This window comes from Pseudoalteromonas sp. SR41-7 (genome assembly GCF_014163935.1).
Taxonomy (GTDB): Bacteria; Pseudomonadota; Gammaproteobacteria; order Enterobacterales; family Alteromonadaceae; genus Pseudoalteromonas; species Pseudoalteromonas distincta.
This window is the reverse complement of record NZ_JACJEF010000004.1, coordinates 132265-158965: the sequence shown is the minus strand read 5'-3', so window position 1 is coordinate 158965 and position 26701 is coordinate 132265. Positions and strand designations below refer to the sequence as shown.

15 protein-coding genes are annotated in these 26701 nt (G+C 40.2%); 12 read left to right on the top strand and 3 right to left on the bottom strand.

Annotated features, from left to right (window positions below; genetic code table 11):
• Positions 1–301 precede the first annotated feature (301 nt).
• The 6 genes from H5092_RS06990 to H5092_RS06965 all read left to right on the top strand — a co-directional run bounded on the left by H5092_RS06990 (position 302) and on the right by H5092_RS06965 (position 12418).
• Positions 302–3094, top strand: coding sequence for a TonB-dependent receptor (locus H5092_RS06990; protein WP_182733196.1), 2793 nt, complete (start codon positions 302–304; stop codon positions 3092–3094).
• A 104-nt stretch (positions 3095–3198) separates the two neighbouring features.
• Positions 3199–4692, top strand: a complete 1494-nt coding sequence (locus H5092_RS06985) for a tryptophan halogenase family protein (RefSeq protein WP_182733195.1) — start codon at positions 3199–3201, stop codon at positions 4690–4692.
• Positions 4692–6548, top strand: a complete 1857-nt coding sequence (locus H5092_RS06980; RefSeq protein ID WP_182733194.1) for a glycoside hydrolase family 13 protein — start codon at positions 4692–4694, stop codon at positions 6546–6548. The genes H5092_RS06985 and H5092_RS06980 overlap by 1 nt, the downstream gene beginning before the upstream one ends.
• A gap of 88 nt (positions 6549–6636) precedes the next feature.
• Positions 6637–8496 (top strand): alpha-amylase family glycosyl hydrolase, encoded by a 1860-nt coding sequence (locus H5092_RS06975; protein ID WP_182733193.1) that lies wholly within the window; start codon positions 6637–6639, stop codon positions 8494–8496.
• Positions 8489–9994, top strand: a complete 1506-nt coding sequence (locus tag H5092_RS06970) for an MFS transporter (protein ID WP_182733192.1) — start codon at positions 8489–8491, stop codon at positions 9992–9994. The genes H5092_RS06975 and H5092_RS06970 overlap by 8 nt, the downstream gene beginning before the upstream one ends.
• Before the next feature lie 9 nt (positions 9995–10003).
• On the top strand, positions 10004–12418 hold the full coding sequence (locus H5092_RS06965) for a glycoside hydrolase family 15 protein (protein ID WP_182733191.1): 2415 nt from the start codon (positions 10004–10006) through the stop codon (positions 12416–12418).
• Positions 12419–12668: 250 nt separating this feature from the next.
• Here the strand turns inward: H5092_RS06965 and H5092_RS06960 are convergent, their stop codons facing one another.
• From H5092_RS06960 to H5092_RS06950, 3 genes are all read right to left on the bottom strand, one after another.
• Positions 12669–14576: a S9 family peptidase gene (locus H5092_RS06960; protein ID WP_182715331.1), complete on the bottom strand. Its 1908-nt coding sequence runs from the start codon at positions 14574–14576 to the stop codon at positions 12669–12671.
• A 72-nt stretch (positions 14577–14648) separates the two neighbouring features.
• A complete protein-coding gene (locus H5092_RS06955) occupies positions 14649–17834 on the bottom strand; it encodes a TonB-dependent receptor (protein ID WP_024596124.1) in 3186 nt (1061 codons plus the stop codon).
• 274 nt (positions 17835–18108) lie between these two features.
• The gene (locus tag H5092_RS06950) at positions 18109–19125 is read right to left on the bottom strand and encodes a LacI family DNA-binding transcriptional regulator (protein ID WP_024596123.1); all 1017 of its coding nucleotides are present in this window, start codon (positions 19123–19125) and stop codon (positions 18109–18111) included.
• A 290-nt stretch (positions 19126–19415) separates the two neighbouring features.
• Between H5092_RS06950 and glk the strand changes: the two genes are divergently transcribed.
• From glk to H5092_RS06920, 6 genes are all read left to right on the top strand, one after another.
• Positions 19416–20408: a glucokinase gene (glk, locus tag H5092_RS06945; RefSeq protein WP_002959751.1), complete on the top strand. Its 993-nt coding sequence runs from the start codon at positions 19416–19418 to the stop codon at positions 20406–20408.
• A gap of 38 nt (positions 20409–20446) precedes the next feature.
• Positions 20447–21460, top strand: a complete 1014-nt coding sequence (locus tag H5092_RS06940; protein WP_182197028.1) for a LacI family DNA-binding transcriptional regulator — start codon at positions 20447–20449, stop codon at positions 21458–21460.
• A 335-nt stretch (positions 21461–21795) separates the two neighbouring features.
• Positions 21796–23646 carry a phosphogluconate dehydratase gene (edd, locus tag H5092_RS06935; protein ID WP_002959754.1) on the top strand — a complete coding sequence of 617 codons (1851 nt, stop codon included), beginning with the start codon at positions 21796–21798 and terminating at the stop codon, positions 23644–23646.
• 33 nt (positions 23647–23679) lie between these two features.
• Complete coding sequence (gene eda / locus H5092_RS06930; RefSeq protein ID WP_002959756.1) at positions 23680–24300, top strand: bifunctional 4-hydroxy-2-oxoglutarate aldolase/2-dehydro-3-deoxy-phosphogluconate aldolase; 621 nt, start codon at positions 23680–23682, stop codon at positions 24298–24300.
• A 9-nt stretch (positions 24301–24309) separates the two neighbouring features.
• Positions 24310–25314, top strand: coding sequence for a type I glyceraldehyde-3-phosphate dehydrogenase (gene gap, locus H5092_RS06925; protein ID WP_002959757.1), 1005 nt, complete (start codon positions 24310–24312; stop codon positions 25312–25314).
• Positions 25315–25519: 205 nt separating this feature from the next.
• Entirely contained in the window at positions 25520–26644 is a 1125-nt protein-coding gene (locus H5092_RS06920) for a sterol desaturase family protein (protein WP_024597617.1), read from the top strand.
• The last annotated feature ends 57 nt before the right edge of the window (positions 26645–26701 follow it).

The following is a 26701-nucleotide window of genomic DNA, read 5'->3' as shown; positions in this document are numbered from 1 at the left end:
TCACTTTGTTTACATTGCGTCCTGTTAACTTTTAGTTTTTGATACAGTAGATTTTACATGTAATGTTGATTGCGTCATTTTAAATGATTTTATTTATAACAAAATCAATTGCTTAATGTTTGTTTGGCAAGGTTTTTATTAATCTGAAGTCGTGCTATAACTGTTGAATACGTATGCATAAAGTTGTTAATAAAATAAAGCTGGCGTTAATATTCATCCTGACAACAAAATTAGCTCGCCTGTTTGACTATCACTCAAATAAAGAAGCGAGTATCACAATATGGGTAACGGGAAAAACATCATGTCTATGTTCAAACCAAGTATATTAACGTTGGCAATGGCTACTGCAGGATTAGCAAGCTTTGCCTCTGTAGCAGCACAAGAAGATACAGCTAAAAATGATGACGTTGAGGTTATCGAAGTAAAAGGCTTTCGTGGCAGTGTTGTAGAATCAATCAACACAAAGCGTTTTTCTACTCAAGTCGTTGAGTCAATTTCAGCAGAAGATATAGGTAAGCTACCTGATTCATCTATTGCTGAGTCTATTGCACGCTTACCAGGTTTAACAGCGCAACGCCTAGATGGTCGCGCAAGTAGAGTATCAATTCGTGGTTTTGGTGAAAACGAAAGTGGCACCACATTTAATGGCCGCGAGCAAGTATCTATTAGTGATAACCGCGGCGTAGAATTTGACCTTTACCCATCAGAAATTATGAGCGGTGTAACTGTTTATAAAACACCAAGTGCAAATTTAGATGCAGAGGGTATTGCGGGCATAATTAACATGCAAACAGTTCGCCCACTAAGTAAAGGTGAACGTGTTGTTCAAGTAAATGGACAGTATGAGCAAACAAGCTTTGATAAATTAAACCCTGACGGCAACGACGACGGTTACCGTGGCACTTTCTCATACATCGACCAGTTTGCTGATGACACCATTGGTATTGCATTTGCACTAAACACCATGAGCTCGCCAAACCAAGAAAAACGTTGGAATTCATGGGGGTACCCTGAATTCACTGCTGAAGATGGTAACTCGTATTCAATTTTAGGCGGTGCTAAACCATATGTTCGTTCATCAACGCTTGAACGTGATTCAGCAATGCTTGTTCTAGAGGCAGCGCCTACAGATAAACTAAATATGACGTTTGATGCGTTGTATGTAGACTTTACAGACGAGCAAATTTTGCGCGGCATTGAAGTTCCTTTTGCTTGGGGTCAAGGTAGTATTGATGCAAGCAGTGCTATAGTAGATGCAGAAAGTGGATTTATAACAAGTGCTGTAACACAAGGCCAACGTGTTGTTGTGCGTAACGATTACCAAGAGCGTGATGCTGAACTAACTGCATTTGGATTTAACACTAAATACGATATTGATGATTCATGGTCAGTAGAATTTGACGCAAGCTACTCGCAAGTTGACCGTAAAATTTGGAGTATAGAAAGCTACTCAGGTACAGGGCGTGGTGATTCTCGCGGTGTAGCAGATAACTTAGGTTATGCTTTTAATGGTGGCAATACTGGCGCTACTTTTTCACATGACTTAGATTACAGCGATTATGATCTAATTCAATTAGGTGGGCCGCTTTCGTGGGGTGCAAGTTCTGCACTAAATGATGCATATGGATTAACTGGCACAGAGTATGAGAACCAAGCTCAAGACGGTTTTATTAATGCTCCAACTATTGAAGATGAATTAGTTACATTAAAACTTGCAGCGTCTAAAGTACTAGAAAACGAATACATTAGCTCAATTGAATTTGGCTTAGGTTATAAAGAGCGTGAAAAGTCTAAATCTTCGCAAGGTTACTTCTTGACTTTAACTGATTTTTCTCTTGAAAACCCAGGAATGCTTAGTGTACCTGAGCAATACCGTTTAGGCAGTGTTGGCCTTGACTTTATTGGGCTAGGCGACATGATAGCCTACGATGTAAATGGTTTAGTTAATGATGGTTACTATGAAACCCTTGACGAAAGTTTAACTAGCTCAACTCATGCAACTAAGTCGTGGACAGTAAAAGAAGAAATCACCTCAGCATTTGCACAAGCTAATATTAATGCAGAAGTAAGTGGTCTTCCATTAACTGGTAATGTTGGGGTGCGCTATGTTCATACAGATCAATCCTCTCAAGGTAATGCTTTTGGTGTAGATGGGAATACTGGTCTAGTCATTACTTCACCTACAGATATTGGTCACGATTATTCTCACGTTTTACCAAGCTTAAATTTATCACTTGCGATTGATGAGCAGCAAACAATACGTTTTGGCGCAGCTAAAACAATCTCACGTGCGCGTATAGATGAAATGAACGCCTCTGTTAATGCATCATATAATGATACACCGGATGAAAACGGTAACTTTTGGTCTGTATCGGGTGGTAACCCTAATTTAGAACCTAAAGAAGCAACAGGCTACGATTTATCTTATGAAAACTACTTTAGTGATGAAGGTTACTTCTCTGCTGCATTTTTCTATAAAGACTTAACCCAGTGGATTTTTGACGGTACTTACGCGATTGATATGTCGGGTGTTGCGGACCCATCAACAGGTGAAGTACCAGCTACGTCCGAAGGTACTGGCAGTGGCAAAGTAAATGGCGGCGGCGGTGACCTATACGGTTACGAGATATCTCTAGCGTTACCATTTAAAATTTTCCACCCGTCTCTTGAAGGCTTTGGCTTAATTGCTAGTCATACAGGTATTGAATCTGATATTGAAGATGGAAATGGCAATGAGTACGAACTACCGGGTCTATCAGATAAAATTCAAAGCTTAACGGTTTACTACGAGATGAATGGCATGCAATTACGAACCAGCATGCGTAAGCGTAGTGACTTCAAAGGTGATGTTTACGGATTAGGCTTTAATACAGAGCAAGTGAATATTATCGGCGAAACAATTTGGGATATTCAGGCAGGTTATGACTTCTCTGAAGCAGGGGTTGAGAGCCTTGAAGGTTTATCAATTCAGTTCCAAGTTCAAAACTTAACAGAAGAGCCGTTCACATCGCTTTCTGGCAATAACGCGCTACAAGTTCGTGACTACCAAGATTACGGTCGCACTTACTTGTTAGGCTTTAGCTACCAGCTATAATAAAGGTTGTGTGTAGGAGCCCTTGTAATTTGTTTTACAAGGGCTTTTTTATAGCTACTTTATCAAACTTAACAAAGCTTTAAACTGTAAACGTGGACAATAATATGAAACCAATAAAACACGTCGTAATCGCAGGCGGGGGCACGGCAGGGTGGATAACAGCCGCCTTACTTAATAAAGTGTTAGGTAAAGTAATTAAAATAACCCTTATTGAGTCAAGTGCTATTGGGACTATAGGCGTGGGTGAAGCAACAATTCCGCCTATTATTCAGCTTAATAACGCACTGGGTATAAACGAGCAAGATTTTATAAACGCTACAAATGCATCTATAAAACTAGGAATTGAGTTCGAAAATTGGAAAACCACCTCTCATAGCTACATGCATGCTTTTGGCTCATTTGGAAAAGACTTCCCCTTTTGCGATTTTTACAATTTTTGGGTAAAAGGAAAAATTACAGGCTCTGAAGATAGCCTATGGGATTTTTCATTAAATTACCAAGCAGCTAAACAGCATAAATTTGCACCATTAAATACCATACCTAACACGCAATTACCTGGCTTAAGCTATGCGTACCATTTTGACGCAACTTTATATGCTGAGTTTTTAAAAAAGCTCGCAACATCACGCGGTGTTGAGCATATTGATGCCAAAATAGAGCAGGTTGAACAATGCCCTCTATCAGGGAATATAAAATCATTAACCCTTGATAACACACAGCAGATAAATGGCGACCTTTTTATAGACGCTACAGGGCAGCGCGCCTTACTCATAGAGCAAACCATTAACACAGGTTTTGTAGATTGGTCTCATTATTTACCATGCGACAGCGCCGTTGCAGTGCAATCTCAAGGTACTAGCGAGCTAAAACCTTATACGCGTTCAATTGCACACAGCGCAGGCTGGCAGTGGCAAATACCGCTGCAAAGCCGAATAGGTAATGGCTTGGTGTACTGTAGCCGTTACTTATCTGACGATGCAGCAACGCAGTTATTATTAAAAAATTTACCCGCTGAACCAATTACGGCGCCACGTGTTATAAAATTTAAAACAGGACGGCGCTTAAAGCAGTGGCATAAAAATGTGGTGTCGGTTGGTCTTGCTAGTGGCTTTTTAGAGCCGTTAGAGTCAACTAGTATCCACTTAATACAAAGTGCAGTAACCCGTTTAATAAAGCTGTTTCCACACAATGGCATAAGCGAAGCTTTAGTTACTGAATTTAATAAGCAAAGCGTGATAGAAATAGAGCACATACGCGATTTTATTATTTTGCATTACAAACTGACGGAGCGAGAAGATTCTGCTTTTTGGCGACAATGCAAGCAAATGGACATTCCTCACTCATTGGCCCACAAGCTCAAATTATTTAAGGAAACTGGCAAAGTAGTGCGCGAAAACGATGAACTATTTGCCGAAGTTGCTTGGCAACAGGTATTTATTGGCCAAGGCCTCATCCCCGATGATTACAACAGTATTGTTGACTCATTAAGCAGTGAACAACTAAACGACTTATTTTCTACATTAAAAACGCTTATTACCTCAACAGTAGATCAATTACCCACTCATAAAGATTTTTTAGCAAAAATTAAAAAGGCCTGATGATGCGATTTTTAAACACACTTTTACTTGTAAGTGCCTGTACTTTACCAACCATTAGCTACGCACTTAACGTTGAGCCTGCTAATTGGTGGGTTGGCATGAACAAAAATACCATAACCATCATGGTGCATGAGCAAAATATTGCAAACGAGCAAATTAAATTAGCTAAATACAATGGTGTTAAGTTAAATAAAGTAACCCGTACAGATAACCCAAATTATGTATTTTTAAATATTACTATTACTGATACCGCTAAAGCAGGAACGCTTGTGTTTAACAGCAGCGAAGCGAGTCAAAATTTTGAGTTTTCACTACTTGAACGCAATAAAAACAGCGCAAACCGCCAAGGGTTTACATCAGCTGATACGCTTTATTTAATTAACCCAGATCGCTTTGCTAATGGTGATGAGCAAAACGATACTGTCCCTAGCATGCTAGAAGTCGCTGATCCTACTACAAAGGGCGGGCGCCACGGTGGTGATATACAAGGCGTTATAAACGCACTTCCATATTTAAACGATTTAGGCGTAACACAGCTTTGGCTAACCCCAGTGCTTGAAAACAATATGCCTAATTATTCTTACCATGGTTATGCAATTACTGATTTTTATAAGGTTGACCCACGTATGGGCTCAAACCGGTTATATAAAACGCTCTCGGTAAAAGCAAAAGAGCAGGGCATAGGCCTGGTAATGGATATGGTTCTTAACCATTTTGGCTCTGAGCATACTTGGGTTAAAGATAAGCCAACTAAAGATTGGATTAACTTTTATGGCGAGTTTAAAAAAGGTAAAAACGCCACAAGCCATGCGCGCCAAACTATACAAGACCCACACGCCAGTGAATACGACAAGCGCCAGTTTAACGATGGTTGGTTTGTAGAAACCATGCCCGATTTAAATCAGCGCCAGCCACTGTTAAGTGAATACTTAATTCAAAATGCTATTTGGTGGATAGAATACGCCGATTTAAGTGGTATTCGAGTTGATACCTACTCTTACTCAGATAAAGCATTTTTGAGTGATTGGACAAAAGCCATAATGCAGGAGTACCCAAACTTTAATATTGTTGGAGAAGAGTGGACGTCAAACCCTGCTATTGCCTCTTACTGGCAACGTGGCAAGCATAACCAAGATGGTTATACATCAAGCTTACCAAGCGTGATGGACTTTTCGTTGCAAGAGTCGGTAATTCAAGCACTAAATGAAGATGAAAGCTGGAATACCGGTTGGGTTAAAGTATATGAATCGTTAGCTAATGACTTTTTATACCCAGATACAGATAACATTATGGTATTTGCAGATAACCACGATATGAGCCGTGTTTATACTGAACTTGGCCAAGACGTAGCTAAAACAAAAATGGCGATGACGTTATTTTTAACCACACGTGGTATAGCGCAAATGTATTACGGCACCGAAGTACTATTGGATAACACCCCAAGTAAAGACCATGGTGATATTAGAATCGACTTCCCGGGTGGATTTGAAGGCCAAACACGTAATGCCTTTACCAAAGAGGGCTTAACAAAACAGCAAAAAGACATGCATAACACCATCAGTACGCTGCTTAATTTTAGAAAAAACAGCTCAGCATTAGATAAAGGAAAGCTTGTACATTTTACGCCTCAACAAGGGGTTTATAGTTATGTGCGTATTAGCGACGAGCAAACTGTGTTGGTATTTATGAATAAAAATACACAAACGCTACAAAAAAACATTGAGTATATGCAAGAGGTGATGCCTAACAGCACAACAGCATTTAATTTATTTACTCAAAAAACACAAAAGCTGGGCAAAACCATTGAATTACCAGCGATGAGCGCAACGGTACTCGTTTTAAAAACGCCACAATAGTAACTTGAATACGTATGCAGCAACTGTATGGTTGCTGCAGTAATCTTTAGTATAAAGTTAATAACAATACTGACAAAAAAGACACACAATGAAAAAATCAGTTTATGTATCCGCAGTACTTTGTAGTGCACTTATTGCTACAGGGTGTTCAGAAAATAACAAACCTGAACAACAGCAACCACCTGCACACACGCAAAATGAGCTTACCAAGCCGGTTGTATATCAAGTATTTACTCGCTTGTTTGGTAATACCGAAACAGCCAATGTTTCATGGGGCACTAAAGAGCAAAACGGCGTAGGTAAATTTGCCGACTTTAACGATGCAGCCCTAAAAGGCATTAAAGAGTTAGGCACCACACATGTTTGGTATATCGGTGTGTTACACCATGCGTTAGTGGGCGATTATACCGACTACGGCATTTCGCAAGATGACCCCGATGTAGTAAAGGGCCGTGCAGGTTCACCGTACGCAATTAAGGATTACTACGATGTTAACCCCGACTTAGCCGTTAATGTGACGAACCGCATGGGAGAGTTTAGCCAGCTTATTGAACGTACACATAGCCACGGCATGAAAGTCATTATTGATATAGTGCCTAACCATGTTGCCCGCAATTATCAATCACTTGGAAAGCCTAAAGGCGTTAAAGACTTTGGCGAACAAGACGACACCACTAAAGCGTACGATAAAAACAATAACTTTTTCTACGTACCAGGGCAGTCTTTTCAGGTGCCAACATCGCCAGAGTACAAAGTATTAGGGGGTAATGAAAGCCCATTAGCTGATGGCTTTTTTGATGAAACACCCGCTAAATGGACAGGTAACGGTGCCCGTGCACCAAAACCCGATATAAACGATTGGTACGAAACAGTAAAAGTAAATTATGGCGTAAAGCCAGATGGTAGCTACGATTTTGTTCAATTGCCAAGTGAATACAAAAATAAAGACTACCGTGCTCATTATGCATTTTGGCAAGATAAAGAACTTCCTAACAGCTGGTACAAATTTAGAGACATAGCACTTTTTTGGCTCGATAAAGGCGTTGATGGCTTTAGATACGACATGGCCGAAATGGTGCCAGTAGAGTTTTGGAGTTTTTTAAATTCGTCGATAAAAATGCAAAAAAGCGACGCCTTTTTGTTAGCCGAAGTGTATAACCCGCTAATGTACCGTGCGTATATTCACCAAGGTAAAATGGACTACCTTTACGACAAAGTAGGCTTTTATGACACACTAAAAGCCATTATGCAGGGTAAGCAAGCTGCTAATACTATTTTTGCAGCCCAAAGCCAAGTTACTGATATTGAAGCGCACATGCTGCACTTTTTAGAAAACCACGACGAACAACGCATCGCGAGCCCTGACTTTGCAGGTAACGCTGCGTGGGGTAAACCGGCTATGGTGGTTTCTAACTTAATGAGCCGCGCACCCACGTTATTATATTTTGGTCAAGATGTGGGAGAAGATGGCTCAGAAAACGCAGGATTTGGCACAGCTACACGCACCAGTATTTTTGACTACATTGGCGTGCCAGCGCACCAAGCATGGATGAATAATGGCAAGTTTGACGGTGCTAATTTAACACAAGAGCAAGTAGCACTTCGTGACTACTACAAAGCGATTATGTCACTAAATAGTTTACCTGCTGTGGTAGGCGGTGAAATGACTGAGCTTAGCGTTACAGGAAGTGAGCGAGTTGTAGGTTTTACGCGCAAACTTGGCCAACAAGCGCTGTACGTATTAAGTAACTTTAGTGAACAACCTCAAACAATTACGGTTAATTTATCAAAGGCACAATTAGGAGCAATGAGTGAAAATACGCTATTAAATGATTTACTTGAAAATCACACCACCCAGCTTAAAGCTCACCCGCAAGGCGCTACATTTAACCTCACACTTGATGCATTTAGCAGCGCAGTTTTAACTAATAAGGCTAATCATGAATAATCAAAATAATAATTATGACAGCAACAAACCAAACCTGAGTTTTTGGCAAATATGGAATATGTGCTTTGGTTTTTTAGGTATTCAATTTGGCTTTGCACTACAAAACGGCAATGTGAGCCGAATATTTCAAACATTAGGCGCACAAGTTGATGATATTCCCATTTTATGGGTTGCAGCCCCACTTACAGGCTTAATTGTTCAGCCTATTATAGGTTATTGGAGCGATAAAACGTGGGGGCGCTTTGGCCGTCGTCGTCCGTTCTTTTTTATAGGCGCAGTGTTAACAACGCTTTCACTATTTATTATGCCGCATTCACCAACGCTTTGGATTGCCGCGGGTATGTTATGGATCATGGATGCGTCAATCAACGTAACCATGGAACCGTTTAGAGCACTTGTTGGTGATAACTTGCCAGAAAAACAACGCGCGACAGGTTACGGTTTACAAAGCTTTTTTATTGGTATTGGTGCTGTACTAGCCTCAGCATTACCATGGATGATGACTAATTGGTTTGATGTAAGCAATACCGCAGCCCCAGGGCAAATTCCTGAATCTGTTAAATACTCATTTTATTGGGGCGGGGTGGTGTTACTTGTTGCCGTGCTTTGGACCGTGGTACGTACTAAAGAATACAGCCCTGAGCAATTAGCGGCTTTTGAAAAGCAAAGCGCTCAACCTACTACAAGCAAACTGGTTGATATTAACTTTAATAAAGGCGCCATTATTTTTGTAGTGCTGGGTTTAGCAACCCTTGCATTAGTCATGGGCTTATCGCTTGAAAAAGAATTATACCTATTAGCTGGTGGTTTATTAGCGTTTGGTATTGTGCAGTGGATTGCAGCGGCGCTTAAAAGTGCGAATAAAACCCAAGGTGGTTTTTACCAAGTAGTACAAGATGTATTTACTATGCCAGAGGCTATGAAGCAGCTTGCCTGGGTGCAGTTTTTTAGCTGGTTTACTTTATTTGCTATGTGGATTTATACCACCGCTGCAGTAACAAGCTTTCATTATGGTAGTAGCGATGCAACCTCTAAAGCATTTAACGATGGTGCTGACTGGGTGGGTATTTTATTTGCCGCTTACAATGGATTTGCCGCAATTGCCGCTATGTGTATTCCGTTTTTAGTTAAAAAAATGGGATTAAAAGGCGCGCATTGCTTTAATTTATTGCTGGGCGCGTTAGGTCTTGCAAGCTTTATGTTTATTCAAGATCCTAAAATGTTACTTATTCCTATGATTGGGGTGGGGTTTGCGTGGGCGTCTATTTTATCGCTGCCTTACGCCATGCTAAGTAACGCACTGCCAAGTAATAAAATGGGCGTTTACATGGGTATTTTTAATTTTTTTATAGTTATACCTCAGTTACTTGCCGCCAGCATTTTAGGGCTCATTTTACGCCACGTATTTTCTAATCAGCCTATTTACGCATTGTTAATTGGTGCAGCCTCGTTCGTTGTCGCTGCCGTTGCGGTAATGCGCGTTAAAAATTCAAATTAAGGACACACAATGAAAAAATATAACCTTATAACCGCCTCACTTTTAACGTTAGGTTTAACCGCTTGCGGCGCTCAAAACACAAGCACAACTAACGAAAGTACCACAGCACAGGTTACATCAGCACCAGGCGCCCCAGGCACAGAGCCTTTTTGGGCTTATGCGGGTAAAACAGGTATTGGCACGTCATACGAGCAATACCAAAACGGCCAATACAGTGATTCAGCTGCAACGGGCGATGTATCTAAGGTGTGGTTTTCAATTGCTAAAGGTATGATCACCGAAACCATGTTTGGGCTTATTCACCAAGCTCAAATAAAAGACATGCAATTTATAGTAACAGGTAAAGACTTTACCGTTAGTGAAGCTGATGATTTAGATGTCACCATTGATTACTTACATAAAGATGCACAAGGTCGCCCATTATCGCTTGCCTACAAAGTAACTAGCACTGATAAACAAGGGCGCTTTAGCCTAGAAAAACACATTTTTACTGACCCAGATGGGCAAACATTATTTGTACGCAGTGTATTTAACACTGAGCTTGAAGGGCTAAAAGCATATGTGTCTGTTAATCCGTATATTAATAATAACGGGCTAGGTGACTTCGCTAAAACGACTGAGCAAGGCCTTGTCGCATGGGAAGACGATAACTATTTATCACTTCAATCAGCGACCTCATTTAAAGATAAAACAGTGGGCTTTACCGGTGAAAGCGATGGTATTAACGCACTTAAAACTACGCAATCTATAAATACACAATACACAAATACCGGCGATACAGCAGGTAATGTAAGCATGCTTGCAGAGCTTGGCGACATAAGCGCGAATACCACCTTTGATTTAGCACTTAGTTTTGGTAAAACGCAGCAGCAAAGTATAAAGCAAGGCGAAAAAAGCTTAGCAAAAGGGTACCAAGCGGTGCTTGATCACTATAACGGTAAAGGTGAAGCGCTAGGCTGGGAGGATTACCTACAAAGTCTCAAACCGCTCAATAAAATGATTGAACAAACAGCCGATAACGGTAAGCTTTTATACACAAGCGCCATGGTTTTAAAAGCACAAGAAGATAAAACACACGCAGGGGCATTAATTGCTTCTCTATCTAACCCATGGGGCGAAACGGTTTCGGCTAAAGAGGGCTCTACTGGCTATAAAGCGGTATGGGTGCGCGATTTTTACCAAGTAGCCATGGCATTTATGGCGCTCGGCGATACCGCCACCGCAAAAACAGCGTTTGAATACCTTGAAAAAGTGCAAGTAAATAGCAAAACACCAGGTAATAAAGGCGATACAGGCTGGTTTTTACAAAAAACGCACGTAGATGGTGAGCTTGAATGGGTCGGCGTACAGCTTGACCAAACAGCTATGCCTATTATGCTTGCTTGGAAGTTACATAAAGCCAATGTACTTAGTGATGAAGAGCTAAAAAGCTGGTACGGAAAAATGTTAAAACCCGCGGCTGATTTTTTGGTTGATGGCGGCCTTACTAAAATTTTATGGAACGACACGCAAATTACACCACCGGCAACCCAACAAGAGCGTTGGGAAGAGCAAAGCGGTTATTCGCCTTCGACTACTGCAGCAATAGTCGCTGGCCTTATTACAGCCAGTGATATTGCAACACTAAGTGGCGATGATACAAACGCAAAGCGCTACTTAGATACAGCTAAAAAATACAGCAGCGATATTGAATCGCAAATGTTTACCACTAAAGGTAACTTAAAAGGCGAGAATAGCGATGGCGAATACTTTATTCGTATAGGCCAAGATACCGATGCAAACTCAAACACTAAAATTAACGCTAATAATGGCCGCGAAGGGTTTAATAAAAAGCAAATTTTAGATGGCGGTTTTTTAGAGCTAGTACGCTATGGCGTACGCGGTGCAAATGATGAAAGCATCGTTAAAACACTACCTGAGTACGATGACGAAACACTAGAAGATAACCTACAAGTTAAATACAGCTTTAGCTTTGACGACGGCAGCGGCACATTTGCAGGCTACCGCCGCTATGGTAATGATGGCTACGGCGAAGATGAAGTAACGGGCACAAACTATGCCGAGGGTGGCAGTAATACACCAGGCCAACGTGGTCGTGTATGGCCGTTTTTCACAGGTGAACGTGGCCACTATGAAATAGCAGCAGCTAACGCAAACAACGCCTTTGATGATGCTAAACAAGCGCAAATTAAAAATAGTTATGTTAAAGGTTTGGAGCAATTTGCCAATAAAGGGCTAATGCTACCAGAGCAAGTATGGGATGGTGTAGGTGTAAATAAAGCTGGTCATGCGTTAGGCGAGGGCACAAACTCAGCAACGCCACTTGCATGGACACATGCAGAATACATTAAGCTTGTACGCTCACTCAGTGATAAACAAGTATGGGATTATTATCCAGTGGTTGGCGAGTCACTTAAAGACTAATATAAAGCAAGCTGCAGTTATTAAAAAGGCTTCTAAATAAATTTAGAAGCCTTTTTTACTATTCAGTTATTCTGTATTTAAACTAATATGAATCAGCAATAATACTTAATTATTTGTTGGTAATAACTAGATAACGAAATTTTTATCTTGTTATCAGTACGATTTTCTTACCTCAAAATAGATCACCTAATTAGGCGATTTGATATGAAGGGTGCTCTTCATATGAAATGAATGCCACCCTTTTATTACATTATTTGAGGCCACATTTATTATCAAACCAAGATAACAACTCTGTATAAAACTCTTTTTTATGATCGTAGAAAAGCGTATCAGAAAAGTGATCAGCATCTTCTAGCTCAATATATTTAAAGTCTTTTTTGTACTTTTCAAGCTCAGATACAAAGTCTCTACTGTGTTTTACTGGAACACGACTGTCGATATCGCCATGTACAACCAGTATAGGAATATTTACTTTATTTACTTGCTCTACAGGAGAGACACCAGTAATAGTAGGGCGTTGTAAGATACTTAAAAAGCGATTTTCGTTAAGAGTTGCATTGATACGACTTAAATCACTTACACCCGCACCGGCAACAACACATTTATATATGTTGTTTTCACGCATAGATGCAGCAAATGCAGCATAACCACCATAACTCCAACCAAATAAAGCAAGCTTATCTTTTGTTGCTAAACCTTTATCTATTAAATATTGTGCGGCGTCATCTAAATCATCTTGTTTTTTCAAGCCCCAGTTATTATCACCGGCTATCCAATGCTCCAAACCGTAACCTGTAGAACCTCGGTAGTTTGGTTGAATAACTACGTAACCATGATAGGCGAGTAACTGTGCCCAGTCATCAAATACAACAGAGTCACGAACCCAAGGACCACCGTGAGGGAGTACTATTGCGGGGTAAGGACCTTTAGTTGCAGGAATAGTTACGTATGCTTTTATTTTACGTCCATCTCTTGCTTTATAAGAGATATATTTAACGGTTCCTAATTTACTTTTATCAATAAACGGAAGGCGATCACCAATCTTAGTTAACTTCTGTTTATTAGTAACAATGTAATAGCTGCCAGGGTTATCGTCAGCAGATACTCTCACTACTAATACATTATCGTTATCAGAGCTACTGATGATTTGTACAAATTTACCTTTAAATAAAGACGCAACAGATTCGTTAAGTGCTTGTAGGTTAGGATCTGTGAAATAAAACTTAGGTTGCTTAGTTGTATAGCGAAAGCCTTGTAAGGTGCCGTCGGTATCAAGTATAACACCATCGGTATCTACAGACTTAAGACCAAATTGACGTTCAGAATACTGACCTGTTTTAATATTATAAATATAAATGCCAGTCGTATTTTCGCCTAAGTTGGCATTAACATAAACTTCGTTAGGGTTACCTTTCGCAAACCCTAAAATCTCAAAGTTTTCACGCTTTTTAGGACTAACTTGCTTAATTACTTTCCAATCATCATTACCTTTATCTCGGGCATAATAATCGATTGCGTTATCAGACTTATTCCAACCTTGGGCTATTCTTATTTCACCGTCGTAGTCAGAAACGAATGAGCCTGATACTTTTTCATTTCCGCGCATTACAGTAACGCTTCGTCCAGTATTAATATTAAAGCGCACTACATCTGGAATGTAGTTATTATTAATATCAACCTCTACTAATACTTCATCTTTTTTGTCAGGAAGTATATTTATTATATTAAATTGAACATTTCGTTTTTTCTTAAATGGTAATAGCCAGTCGCCTTTACCATCTGCATCGGTTATTGCAAACTTATTAACCCAGTATTTGCGACTTCCATCTTCTAATATTTGCCTAAACATAACGCCAAGTTTTTCATCGTTTAACCAGACGATTGAAGATATCAGCATTTTATCAGCGCCTAATCTTACAGGCTCTGCATCTAGGTTATTTGGATCTCTTATCTCAATTATATAGTCACCATTTTTAGTAGTCGCTCTTAAAATAGCAAGCTTCTTACCATCAGGTGATGCTACAACACTGCGTATAGCAGATGACATTGAGAAAGCATCAATACTGCTTACTTGTGCCGCATCTTCAGTTTCGCTATTAGCAAAAGAAGATAGGCCTAGTAGGGTTAATCCTACTAATATTCTTTTTTTAAATTTCATTTTTATTCCCTCAAAAAAAATGGCCTAAAATTTTAGGCCATCTGGATTGAATATTTACTCAGCCAATTCTAATTAAAAAGAAGCTGTAAAACTGATGTATGGGCTACGACCTGAAGTGTCATAACCAACACCTAGAGGGATATTAGTGTTTGAAAAAGAACCACTTGGATCTACTTTAGGAGGAGCTTCATTAAACACGTTACGAACACCAAAGTTCACTTTATAAGCATCGTTAGACCAAGTCATACCGATATTATGTACAAAGTAGTCATCGGTGAAGCCAACTGGGCGACATTTAAGTGCTTCACCGTTAGCATCAGTTAAACCACGACAACCTGCAGTGCCTTCTTCAAATTCACCTAAATCATCCTCATCTTCACGACCTTTACCGATGAAACGCGTTTCCCAGTTAAATCTAAAATCAGAGTATTTAAGTTGTAAGCGAGCGGTACCACGCCATTCCGGAGAATCTGGCTCGCCCATATTGTCATCAATAGTACCAAGCACGTCAAAAACTTGCTCTGTCATGCGAGTAGCTTGAAGATCTAGTGTAATACCTAGGTTTTCTTCTGCGATTACTGTATCTGTTTCAAAGTAGATATTGTAATCAAAACCTTTAGATGAGATTAAACCAATATTGATAAAGCTAGCATCAACTAAATCAATTTGACCATTTTCGTCACGTCCGATACGGCTACAGAAAGCATCATTACCATCAGCAGAATAACACTGACCAATACTGTAACCAGCGCTTGGCTCTGCAATACTATTCGTTACTTCAATATCAAAGCGGGTTAATGACATTGTTAAATCAAATGCATCAGTGAACGGTTGTTCAAAGATAAAACCGTATGTTTTAGCCACTGATGTTTCAGCACTAAGCTCAGTTGTACCGCCAGTTTCAATCTCAGCGCTGTAAGCTGCAGTGTATGAGTCAGTTCCATTTTGACCTAAACCAAGAGTAGTTGGATCAATACCTGATGCTTGACAAGCGTTTAGTACAGCTGTATCACGTGTTTCTTCTGCTGCATTATATGTAGCTGCTGAACCTGGGTTCAATGGGTCGATATTACGAGCATCTTCCGGAACAACACATGGATCGGCAACTGTATTAAAACCAGACGTACCGTTTAAGAAACGCTCGCGTAGGTTAGGTGCTCTGTACGAAGTACCTTTTGTTGCACGTAGAGTAAACCACTCAACAGGACGGTAAATTGTTTTAAGACTATAAGTTGATTCTGCATCGTAGAAAGATTCTTCAGAAACACGGCCAGAAGCTGTAAATGTAAGTTCTTCAGCGCCTTTAACACCTTTAAGTAAAGGGAATTCAACTTCTGTGAATATTTCCTTTAAGTTACGTGAGCCATCAGCGCCTTGGTCAGCAAAATAGCCCCATAGTAAGCCTTGAGATGCAGCAGCATTTGGATTTGATTCAATTTCATCACGACGATATTCAACCCCAACGATACCTGCAACAGTTTCGTTGTTCCATGGTAATGCGAAGAAATCACCACCCATGAATGCATTGAAAACAAACTGGTTTACTTTAGTTTCGATATCGCGGTCGATAAACAAGTAAGCAGCTTCTTCAGGTGAAAGCGTACCGCCACCTTCTTGATAAATACTATCTGCAAATAAATTAACAGGAACACATCCATCAGAACCGGTACCACAGGTAACAGTACCATCATCATTAAGAACAGCGGTTTCTAATGAGTTAATTAAGCGCTCTTCATCAATACCAACACGGTGGTCAGTACCTTTTGATGCACTGTACGATACAGATGCGTCGTAGTACCAATTGTCTAAGCCGATGTTTTCAAACATACCAAGATTACCAGTAACACCAGTAACTAAGCGATATTGTGAAACTTCAACCTCAGTTTGATCACGGTCACCACGAATATTGATGATTGGCTGAACGGCTTCTGGTCCACCAGGGCCCACACCTAACACGCCAAAACAGTCAATACCGTTTGTTCCACAAGGGTTATATGGGTTTGATGCCGCTACTTGTTGGAATATCTGTGCACCTGGACTAAAAATTGGTGATTTACGACTAGCGTATAAACCTTCGTAGTAGAAAGTTGTATCGTTATCATCTTGGAAGTTATATTCACCATTAAGCATTAGTGAAATACGTTCATTTTTACTTCTGTAATCACCGCTTTTGTAGTAATCAGATTGTTGGAAAGCGTATAGAGGGTCTTGGAAATCAACGTCACGGAAACCATCGCCGTTACCATCTACAAATACACCATCGTTGATACCATCGCCATCAAAATCGCCCGCTACCCATGAAGGTAAAAATCCTTCAAGACTTGATGGTACAGTTGATTCACTGAAGTTTGGAATACCAGTGTTTGTAAAGTCAGGTGTATAATAAACACTACCAAAGAAAGATGGTACGCTAATACGGTTTGTTAGAGGGAAAATGTCACATGAATCTTCACCGCTTGCTACAGGACCATAGCCACTGTTTCGGGTTACGATACTGCCATCTTCAGCTTCCCAAATACGCTCTTCACACCCTTTAACAAAAGGGTTGCCAGCTAAAGATTGAGATTTCTGTTCTGAATATTCAACACCAACGGTGATAAAACCATTATCCATGGTTTTGCCCCACATACCCGAAAGTACAGTTTCTTCACCGCCTTCACCTTTAGGTTGACGGTAAGATGCATCAAAAATAAAGCCTTCAACATCTTTTTTTAATATTACGTTAGCTACACCCGCTACCGCATCAGAACCATAAACGGTTGATGCGCCATCAAATAAATTCTCTACACGCTCAATCATTACACCTGGTATCAAGTTCAAATCAGGTGAAGTTGGCGCACCACCTACACCTGCGGGAGCCATTCTTCGACCGTTGATAAGTACAAGAGTACGCTCAGCACCTAAACCACGAAATCCGATTGTTGCGGCGCCTGGACCGTTATCTAGTACAAAACCACCAAATGTATTATCTATTTGAGCACCAGCCGCTTGGCTGGTTGACTGGAGCATTGAACCTGCATCAAATAAACCCATTTCACGAGATAAGTCACCGTTGATAATTTGAATTGGCGATGCATTTGAAAATTCAGCTTTTCTTATACGCGAACCTGTTACAACAATTCGCTCTGGCGCTTCTTCTTCTAGTTCAACGTCTGAGTTTAAGTCATTTTCCTGGGCTAGCGCGTTAGGCGCTAAGGCTACAGATCCTAGCAATAAAGAATATCTTATTGCATTTGATAGTGCTTTAGTTTTAAACATATGTAAATCCCTGAGATATTATTGTTATTTAAGCTATAAATCATAAATTAAACAAAGTGAAATATAGCATCACAATAAATTTACATTATTGAAACTAAATAGTAAATGCGGTTAATGGTGAGTAACTACGCAATAGGTGCTGAAACAGTCAGTTTTGGGCCTTAAAAGTGATTTTTTTCGCTAATTTTTTTTTAATTGTCTGTTTTTAAATGGTTTTCTTGTTTGTAAACGAATGTGAATGGATGTAATCGACATATACATGGAAAGAGAAGGCTCAGCTTGACTTTCTAGGAATGAGAATAGGAGGCAACAGGGTGCTTTGAACTTCTTCACCACGTATCAGTTTTAATAGGTTCTCTACTAACATTTGCCCAGCAATAGTGGTGTTTTGTTCTATTGTAGTTAGGGGGGGGTTTACATAACTTGCAATGGCTATATTATCAAAGCCGACTACCGCAACATCTTTCGGCACGTTGATATTTGCTTCTTTAAGTGCGCGTATAGCCCCAATAGCAATTAAGTCACTTGCAGCAAATAAGGCGTTAAATTTAATATTATTAGCAATTAGTGAGCGTGTTGCGTGATAGCCAGATTCTTCAGTAGAGATAGCATTAGCCATTTTACGCTCATTTATTTTAACGTTGTTAGCCAATAGCTCATCTTTAAAACCCTGAAAACGACTAAAAAATTCGGGGCTGTGATCAGAAGCATCACCAATAAAAGCGCAATCAGTTCTGCTATGCGCAATAAAGTGCTCAGCGGCGAGCTTACCGCCACCGTAGTTATCACAACAAACAGTTAAATCGGGACGGTTATCTACCGTTGCACCCCAGCAAACAAACTTAGTGTTTTGTTCAAGTAAGGTGTTAAATTTTGGTTGGTAATCAATGTAATCGCCATACCCGAGTAAAATAATGCCATCAGCTCTGTGGCTGTCTTCGTAGTCTGCTTGCCAATCAGCACTGGCCGATTGAAATGAAACTAATAAATCGTAACCTTCTTTAGCGCAAGCACGGGTAATACTGCCAAGCATGGCTAAAAAGAAAGGATTTATTTGGGACTCGTCAGAAGTGGGATCTTCAAACAACAATAATGCAAGCGTACTACTTTGTTGAGTGCGAAGGTTACTCGCATTTTTATCAACTTTATAATTAAGCTTTTTGGCTATATCGAAAACACGCTTGCGTGTTTCTTCATTAACAAGGTGGCTGTTACGTAAAGCGCGAGATACAGTCGATTGAGATACCCCTGCATAGTGGGCAATATCAAATGAGGTAGCTTTACCTTTCATTGTTACAACTTAATTAAATTGATAAATAATTGTGTCATTTTCGTTTATTGATGAATAATTTCAAGCTTTTTGTGAATTAACGTATATTTTTATTGATAAATTCCTGACACCGGTGTCATAATGTCAGTGTTTTATCATTTTGTTGTCAAAACGTATTCGCTGTCTATATCTTTATAGGCAGCATTTTTTACTGTGATAGCTACTTTGAGGTGATAGCTCAAAGTATAAATAACAATGGTACACCATTGTAAAATAATAAGCATGAGTCGCTTAACAAAAGAGATAATACTATGAGCCCAAACGCTTCTGCCCAATTTGATCCCATCTTAGTTGCTGATGTCGGCGGCACTAATGCCCGCTTTGCTTTAATAACTGCTTTTAATGAACAGACTAACCAATTTATAATAGAGCACATTAATATTTTTCCTAGTGCCAATTTTGGTTCTCTTGAAAGTGCGCTCGAGCAATATTTACAAACCGTCCCACATATTGCACCCAAACGCGCATGTTTAGCCGTTGCAGGGCCAATAAAAGCCGGGCAAGTGCATTTAACCAATTTAGGTTGGCATTTTAGCGTCAGTGAATTTAAAACTCATTTTGATTTACAACAACTTGAAGTCATTAATGATTTTGCTGCCTTTGCTTACGCTGCCCCTTACTTAGATCCTAAACAAAATGTCATTGTTAAATCAGGTCAAGCTGATGATAACGCAAACATTGGTGTTATAGGTCCAGGTACTGGTTTTGGTGCCGCGTGCTTAGTTAGAACGTCTCAATCTACCGCAGTGCTAAGTTCAGAAGGGGGGCATATATCACTTGCACCTGTTAATGAACTCGATACTTTATTATTAAATGAGTTACGTAAAGATCATCCCCATGTTTCTATCGAAACAGTTTTTTCAGGTCCTGGCATAACGCATTTATACAAAGCAATGTCTGCGGTTAAGGGTGTAACAGCTAAAAATTTAGATGCCGCACAAATTAGCAGCCTTGCAAATAGTGGTGAATGTGATGTGTGTGATGCAACCTTAAACCAGTTTTGTGATTGGATTGGCAGTGTTGCCGGTGATTTAGCGGTTGTTTATGGCGCGTTAGGTGGATTATTTATTGGCGGTGGAATACTACCTCGTATGCAAGCGAGACTTCTTGAGAGTCGTTTTGTTGAACGATTTTCGCAAAAGGGTATTATGTCGCAGTACGCAGGACAAATCCCTGTAACACTCGTAACACAGGACAACATACCGCTTATTGGCGCTGCTGCGTGTTTACACAATAGCAAATAGGGCTTTGGTCTTACAGGTTGTATTTGGATAATGGACAGATGAAAAAAGTAACCATAAATAGTGTAGCAAGCCATGCAGGGGTTTCTAAAAAAACCGTCTCACGCGTGTTAAACAATGAGCCTAATGTAAGTGCCGCCACCCGAGAAAAGGTGCTTGCGGTATTTAAAGAGCTTGATTACACCCCAAATCCAATTGCACGAGGTCTTGCTCAAAATCGTAGCTTTATTATTGGCTGTTTATACGATAACCCAAGTAAAAGTTATATTACCCGAGTGCAAACGGGCGCCTTAGAAGCGTGTAAAGAAAACAACTATAATTTATTGATACACCCTTGTGAGTTTCGTGGTGAAGCACTTATAAATAATATTGAGCAATTACTACAAACTTCTCGATTAGATGGCATTGTGCTAACACCTCCTTTTGGTGACTTTGCTGAGCTTGCTTCTTTTTTAAAATCCAAAAAAATTCCTTATGCAAGGGTTGCTTCAGCTTTACTACAAGATGATTCAATTTCAGTGCGTAGTAACGACGAGCAAGGCGCATTTGAGATTACCGAGCATTTAATTAACCTCGGTCATAAATCTATAGCCTTTATTAAAGGGCACCCGGATCACAGTGCCACGCAACAACGTTTTAAAGGTTACAGGCGTTCACTTGCAAGCCATGGTATAGAATTTGATGAGCGCTTAGTCGAGGAGGGTAACTTTAGTTATCACTCAGGTGTAGATAGTGCACGCAGCATATTAGATTTATCCCCTAGGCCAACCGCTGTATTTGCATCAAACGATTACATGGCGGCTGCCGTACTTAAATTAGCAACTCAGCGCCAATTAAAAGTGCCTGATGACATTTCAATAGCTGGGTTTGATAATGCGCCCATTGCACGTCATATTTGGCCTGGGTTAACAACGATTGCACAGCCCGTTGAAGAAATGACTAAACAAGCCGTAACGCAACTTATTTTACACATAGCTCAACCACAAGAGCAGCCGTATCAGGTAACGCTTGAGTCGCGCTTGATTACACGCGAGTCTACCTCAGCAATAAAATAGTGAGTTTAAAACACTTTCACAGTAGCCCGAATATGAGTGACGCTTATTCGGGCTTTTTTTACTCTGAACTTGCTAAAACATGGTTTGTGCCTAAAAATCAATTAGGTCATTATTCGGTCATGTTAAAATATTAAACTATTTTTGTTACCCGGGGTTGACACCGGTGTCATTGCTATGCGTTAATACAGTGACACCGGTGTCAGGGTTGTTGTGAGAGGCTCCCTGGTAGCGTACCTTTGAACGGGTAAATCAAAGATGCTCAGTACAGTTATTTACGTGGAGTCTGTAGTTGCTACTGAGCCTTTATCCTCTAACTAATAGAGATGAGTTAAATTATGTTACATCCTCGTATTCAAGAAGTTACCCAGCGCGTTATCGAACGCAGTAAAAATACCCGTCAAGATTATTTAGATCGCATTTCGCACGCAAAAAAACAAACAAGAGTTCGTGCCGGTTTAGGTTGCGGAAATATAGCCCATGTTATGGCTGCATGTAGCAGTGATGACAAAGCGCGCTTAAAGGCTGATGAGCAGCCAAATCTTGCTATTATCAACTCATATAACGATATGTTATCGGCTCATGTGCCATACAAAGACTACCCAGATTTAATTAAAGACATTGCAACAAAATACGATGCTACAGCTCAAGTTGCTGGTGGCGTTCCTGCAATGTGTGATGGTGTTACGCAAGGGCGTGACGGCATGGAACTTTCACTTTTTTCTCGCGATGTAATTGCTATGTCTACAGCAATTTCTCTTTCGCACGATGTGTTTGATGGCGTTTTTTGTTTAGGCGTTTGTGACAAAATTGTTCCTGGTTTATTAATTGGTGCATTGTCGTTTGGTCATTTACCTGTGTTCTTTTTACCAGCAGGTCCAATGCAATCAGGTATTCCGAATAAAGAAAAAGCACGTATTCGCCAAAAGTTTGCACAAGGTTTAGTGAGCCGCGAAGACTTACTTGAAGCTGAAAGTGCGTCTTATCACAGCGCTGGTACGTGTACGTTCTACGGTACTGCCAATTCAAACCAAATGTTAATGGAAATAATGGGCTTACACCTTCCAGGTAGCTCGTTTATTAATCCTTACACTGAGCTTCGCGATGGCCTTACAGGTAATGCTGTAGAAACTATGCTTAAGCAGCTTACGGATGATAAAGAAAGCCCTTGTTTAGCCGATGTGATCAGCGAAAAAACGATTATAAATGGTTTAGTGGGTCTGCTTTCTACAGGTGGTTCTACTAACCATGCAATCCATATTGTTGCGATAGCAAAAGCTGCCGGCATTCAGGTTACGTGGAAAGATATGTCTGACTTATCAGAAGTTGTACCACTTCTTACACGTATTTACCCTAACGGCTCAGCTGATGTAAACCACTTTCAAGCAGCAGGCGGTATGGGTTTCTTAATGCGAGAACTAGCAAGCGCTGGTTACTTACATACAGACGTTAAAACAATGCTTGGCGATGGTTTAGCACCATACATGACAGAGCCTCGTTTAGATAAAGACGATAGCTTGATCATGAGCGACTCAACTGGCCCAACTAAAGTTAAATGGGTAGATTGCCCAGCAAACTCGCACGATGAAGAAGTACTTCGCCCAGTGAGTAACCCATTTAGTAAGCAAGGTGGTCTGCAACTTCTGACTGGCAACTTAGGTAAAGCTGTTATCAAAGTGTCAGCTGTTGCTGAAGAACATCAAACCGTTACTGCTCCTGCAAAAGTATTTAGTTCACAAAGTGCTCTGCAAGATGCATACACTCGTGGCGAATTAAACCAAGACTTTATTGCCGTGCTAAAAGAGCAAGGCCCTAAAGCGAAAGGTATGCCAGAGCTACACAAGTTAACGCCAGTAATGGCAACGCTTCAAGATGAAGGCTTTAAAGTAGCCATTGTTACTGACGGTCGTATGTCGGGTGCATCAGGTAAAGTACCTGCTGCTATTCACTTAGCACCAGAGGCAGTAGAAGGCGGCATTATTGCTAAAATCCGAGAAGGCGATTTAGTGACGCTTGATGCGCCAAACGGAATATTAAAAGTACACGTTAGCGACGAAGAACTTGCTAAGCGTGAAGCAGAGCTTAGCCTGCCAAGTGCAACATTTGGTACAGGTCGTGAATTATTTACTGGATTTAGAAATATCGTAAGCAGTGCCGATTTAGGCGCGAGTGCTTTTGGACTTGAATAAATATTAGCCATACTGGGTAATGAGGAACAAGTAATGAGTATTGAAAAAATCTTAGCATCGGCACCCGTAGTGCCAGTGGTTGTAATCGAAAAATTAGAAGATGCAGCACCACTTGCAAGAGCTTTATACAACGGTGGCTTAAAAGCCTTAGAAATAACACTACGTACACCCATTGCTGCAGAAGCTGTAAAGCTAATGAAAGCAGAAGTACCTGAAGCCTATGTAGGTACTGGTACGGTAGTAGATAAGGCAAGTTTTGATCTTTCGGTTGCTGCTGGTGCAGATTTTATGGTGAGTCCAGGTGTGAGCGATGAGCTTATTGCTTTAGCTAAAACATCAGATATACCATTTTTACCAGGCGCTGCAACTGCAAGTGAAGTTATGCAACTTGCGTCGCATGGTTTTAAGTATTTAAAATTCTTCCCAGCAGAAGCTGCAGGCGGAACAGCTATGCTTAAATCAATCGGTGGCCCATTACCACATATTACTTTTTGCCCAACTGGCGGCATTAGCCTAGCAACTGCTCCTAATTATTTAGCGCTTAACAACGTTATTTGTGTTGGTGGTACGTGGATGCTAGATAAACAACTAATTGAAAATAAAGACTGGCAAGCAATTGAAGCGCTTGCTCGCCAAGCAAGTGAACTTAAATAGGAGTCTAAAATGATTAATGTAGCAATTAACGGGTACGGCCGTATCGGTAGAAATGTTTTACGTGCACTTTATGAGTCAGCTCAAAACAGCGAAATTAAAATTGTAGCAATTAACGATTTAGCACCAGCTAACGTAAATGCACATTTAACGCAATATGACTCTGTTCATGGTCAATTTTCAAAAAAAGTAACACTTGAAAACAACACTATGCTAATTGGGGATGACGTAATTACGTTAACGCAAGAGCGTGACCCTGCAAACTTACCGTGGAAAGAGCTAAACGTAGATATCGTTTTAGAATGTACTGGTTTTTTCACTAAACGTGATGACGCCGCTAAGCACATTACTGCAGGCGCTAAAAAAGTAATCGTATCTGCTCCAGGTACTGGTTTAGATGCAACAGTAGTGCATGGTGTAAACAGCGACGTAATTAATGCTGACAGCAATATCATTTCTAACGCTTCTTGTACTACTAACTGTTTAGCGCCAATTGCAAAAGCAATTAACGACACAGTAGGTATTGAGCAAGGTAGCATGACGACTATTCACGCTTACACCAACGATCAAAACTTATCTGACGTTTACCACCCAGATTTATACCGTGCGCGTAGTGCAACTCAATCTATGATCCCAACTAAAACAGGTGCTGCGGCAGCTGTTGGTTTAGTATTACCAGAACTTGCTGGTAAATTAGATGGTATGTCGGTACGTGTACCTACAATCAATGTTTCTTTAGTTGATTTTACGTTTATCACAAAGCGTGATACGACTGCAGAAGAAATCAATGCAATCATGAAAGAAGCATCAACGGGTTCAATGAAGAGTATTTTAGAATATAACGAGCTTCCGCTTGTTTCTATCGACTTTAACCATAACCCAGCGTCGTCTATCTTTGATGCAACGCAAACTAAAGCCAATGGCAAACTAGTTAAAGTAATGGCTTGGTACGACAATGAGTGGGGTTTCTCAAACCGCATGTTAGACCAAGTTAAAGCATTAGGTCAGTACTTATAATTGACCTTGTAAAAGTTTAGCTTTATCCAACCAAGCCACGCATTGCGTGGCTTTTTTGCGTTTAGTTTATCTGTATATTTGCAATTCAAAATTAGAAGGGAACTATTTGTATTTTTTATACCCTAAATTTTGTTAATATGTGGGTGTGTAAATCAATGGAATTTCGTTGTATTTAATCAACTCAACGACGCAAGGAATAATAAAAATGATCAGAGCTCTATCGCGAAAAGTATTTCGCACAAATCATCTTCAGATAGGTGAGGGCAACATAAGTGGCTACATAGCCTGCTTTTTAGCAATACTGAGTTGCTTAGGCGTATTAGCGTTTCACTTTCCTGAATATTTAACCACACCAGAGCTGAGAAAAAGCTACAGCGTCGACTTTTTACGTCAGCTTATGTTTGCATCATTATTGGTCTCGGGCAGTTTAGGATTACTTAACTTTGTACGTAATACCAATAAGCGTTTAGGGGCTACAGCGTGGTTTTTTATTTTACTCGCTATTATGTTTGGCGGACCAAACGTTGAAGTAAACGAATTTGCTTCTGATACACCTTATATAGGGCTTGATTGGTTTATTTTAGATTTACTCGGCTCAACACTTATATTTATTGTGATTGAAAAGTTATTACCTCATCGTAAAGATCAAAAAATATTACGTAGCGAATGGCGAGGCGATTTAAACCACTTCTTTGTAAATCATTTAATTATTGGTTTTGTATTACTCGTTACTAACCACTTTGTGCATTATGGCTTTGGCTGGGCTGTATCATCTACAGTACAAGGTTATATAGAGCAAACACCCTTTATAGTGCAGTTGTTTTTAATAATACTCGTGGCTGATTTAATGCAGTATTGGGTGCATCGTGCCTATCACGAAGTCCCTTTATTATGGCGCTTTCATGGCGTACATCACAGTGCTAAAGAAATGGATTGGTTAGCGGGCTCTCGCCAGCATATTCTTGAAATACTCGTAACGCGCAGCTTAGTGCTCACGCCTATATTTGTACTTGGTTTTTCACAGCAAATAATTAGTTTGTACGTAATAATTGTGGGTTTGCAGGCTGTGTTTAACCATGCAAATGTGCGTGTGAAATTTGGTTGGCTAAAATATTTTATGGTTACACCGCAGTTTCACCATTGGCATCATGCGTCAGATAAAGCCGCGATTGACCGAAATTACGCTGCACATTTTTCGTTTTTAGATTATGTGTTTGGTACTGCTGTTAAAGGCCAAAAAGAGTGGCCACAAGCGTATGGTGTAGTCGGGGATTACATGCCCGTAGGTATGCTTAAACAACAGGTTTACCCGTTTAAGCGCACTAAATAAGTACGGAAAATCCGAATAAACATAAAATAAAAGCGAGTAAGATGTTACATTTTGCTC

Coding starts and splice junctions, on each gene's coding strand:
- H5092_RS06950 (WP_024596123.1), bottom strand. CDS start 19,125: ATGAAAGGTAAAGCTACCTCATTTGATATTGCCCACTATGCAGGGGTA.
- H5092_RS06970 (WP_182733192.1), top strand. CDS start 8,489: ATGAATAATCAAAATAATAATTATGACAGCAACAAACCAAACCTGAGT.
- H5092_RS06965 (WP_182733191.1), top strand. CDS start 10,004: ATGAAAAAATATAACCTTATAACCGCCTCACTTTTAACGTTAGGTTTA.
- eda (WP_002959756.1), top strand. CDS start 23,680: ATGAGTATTGAAAAAATCTTAGCATCGGCACCCGTAGTGCCAGTGGTT.
- H5092_RS06985 (WP_182733195.1), top strand. CDS start 3,199: ATGAAACCAATAAAACACGTCGTAATCGCAGGCGGGGGCACGGCAGGG.
- H5092_RS06990 (WP_182733196.1), top strand. CDS start 302: ATGTCTATGTTCAAACCAAGTATATTAACGTTGGCAATGGCTACTGCA.
- gap (WP_002959757.1), top strand. CDS start 24,310: ATGATTAATGTAGCAATTAACGGGTACGGCCGTATCGGTAGAAATGTT.
- H5092_RS06940 (WP_182197028.1), top strand. CDS start 20,447: ATGAAAAAAGTAACCATAAATAGTGTAGCAAGCCATGCAGGGGTTTCT.
- H5092_RS06980 (WP_182733194.1), top strand. CDS start 4,692: ATGATGCGATTTTTAAACACACTTTTACTTGTAAGTGCCTGTACTTTA.
- H5092_RS06955 (WP_024596124.1), bottom strand. CDS start 17,834: ATGTTTAAAACTAAAGCACTATCAAATGCAATAAGATATTCTTTATTG.
- edd (WP_002959754.1), top strand. CDS start 21,796: ATGTTACATCCTCGTATTCAAGAAGTTACCCAGCGCGTTATCGAACGC.
- glk (WP_002959751.1), top strand. CDS start 19,416: ATGAGCCCAAACGCTTCTGCCCAATTTGATCCCATCTTAGTTGCTGAT.
- H5092_RS06975 (WP_182733193.1), top strand. CDS start 6,637: ATGAAAAAATCAGTTTATGTATCCGCAGTACTTTGTAGTGCACTTATT.
- H5092_RS06920 (WP_024597617.1), top strand. CDS start 25,520: ATGATCAGAGCTCTATCGCGAAAAGTATTTCGCACAAATCATCTTCAG.
- H5092_RS06960 (WP_182715331.1), bottom strand. CDS start 14,576: ATGAAATTTAAAAAAAGAATATTAGTAGGATTAACCCTACTAGGCCTA.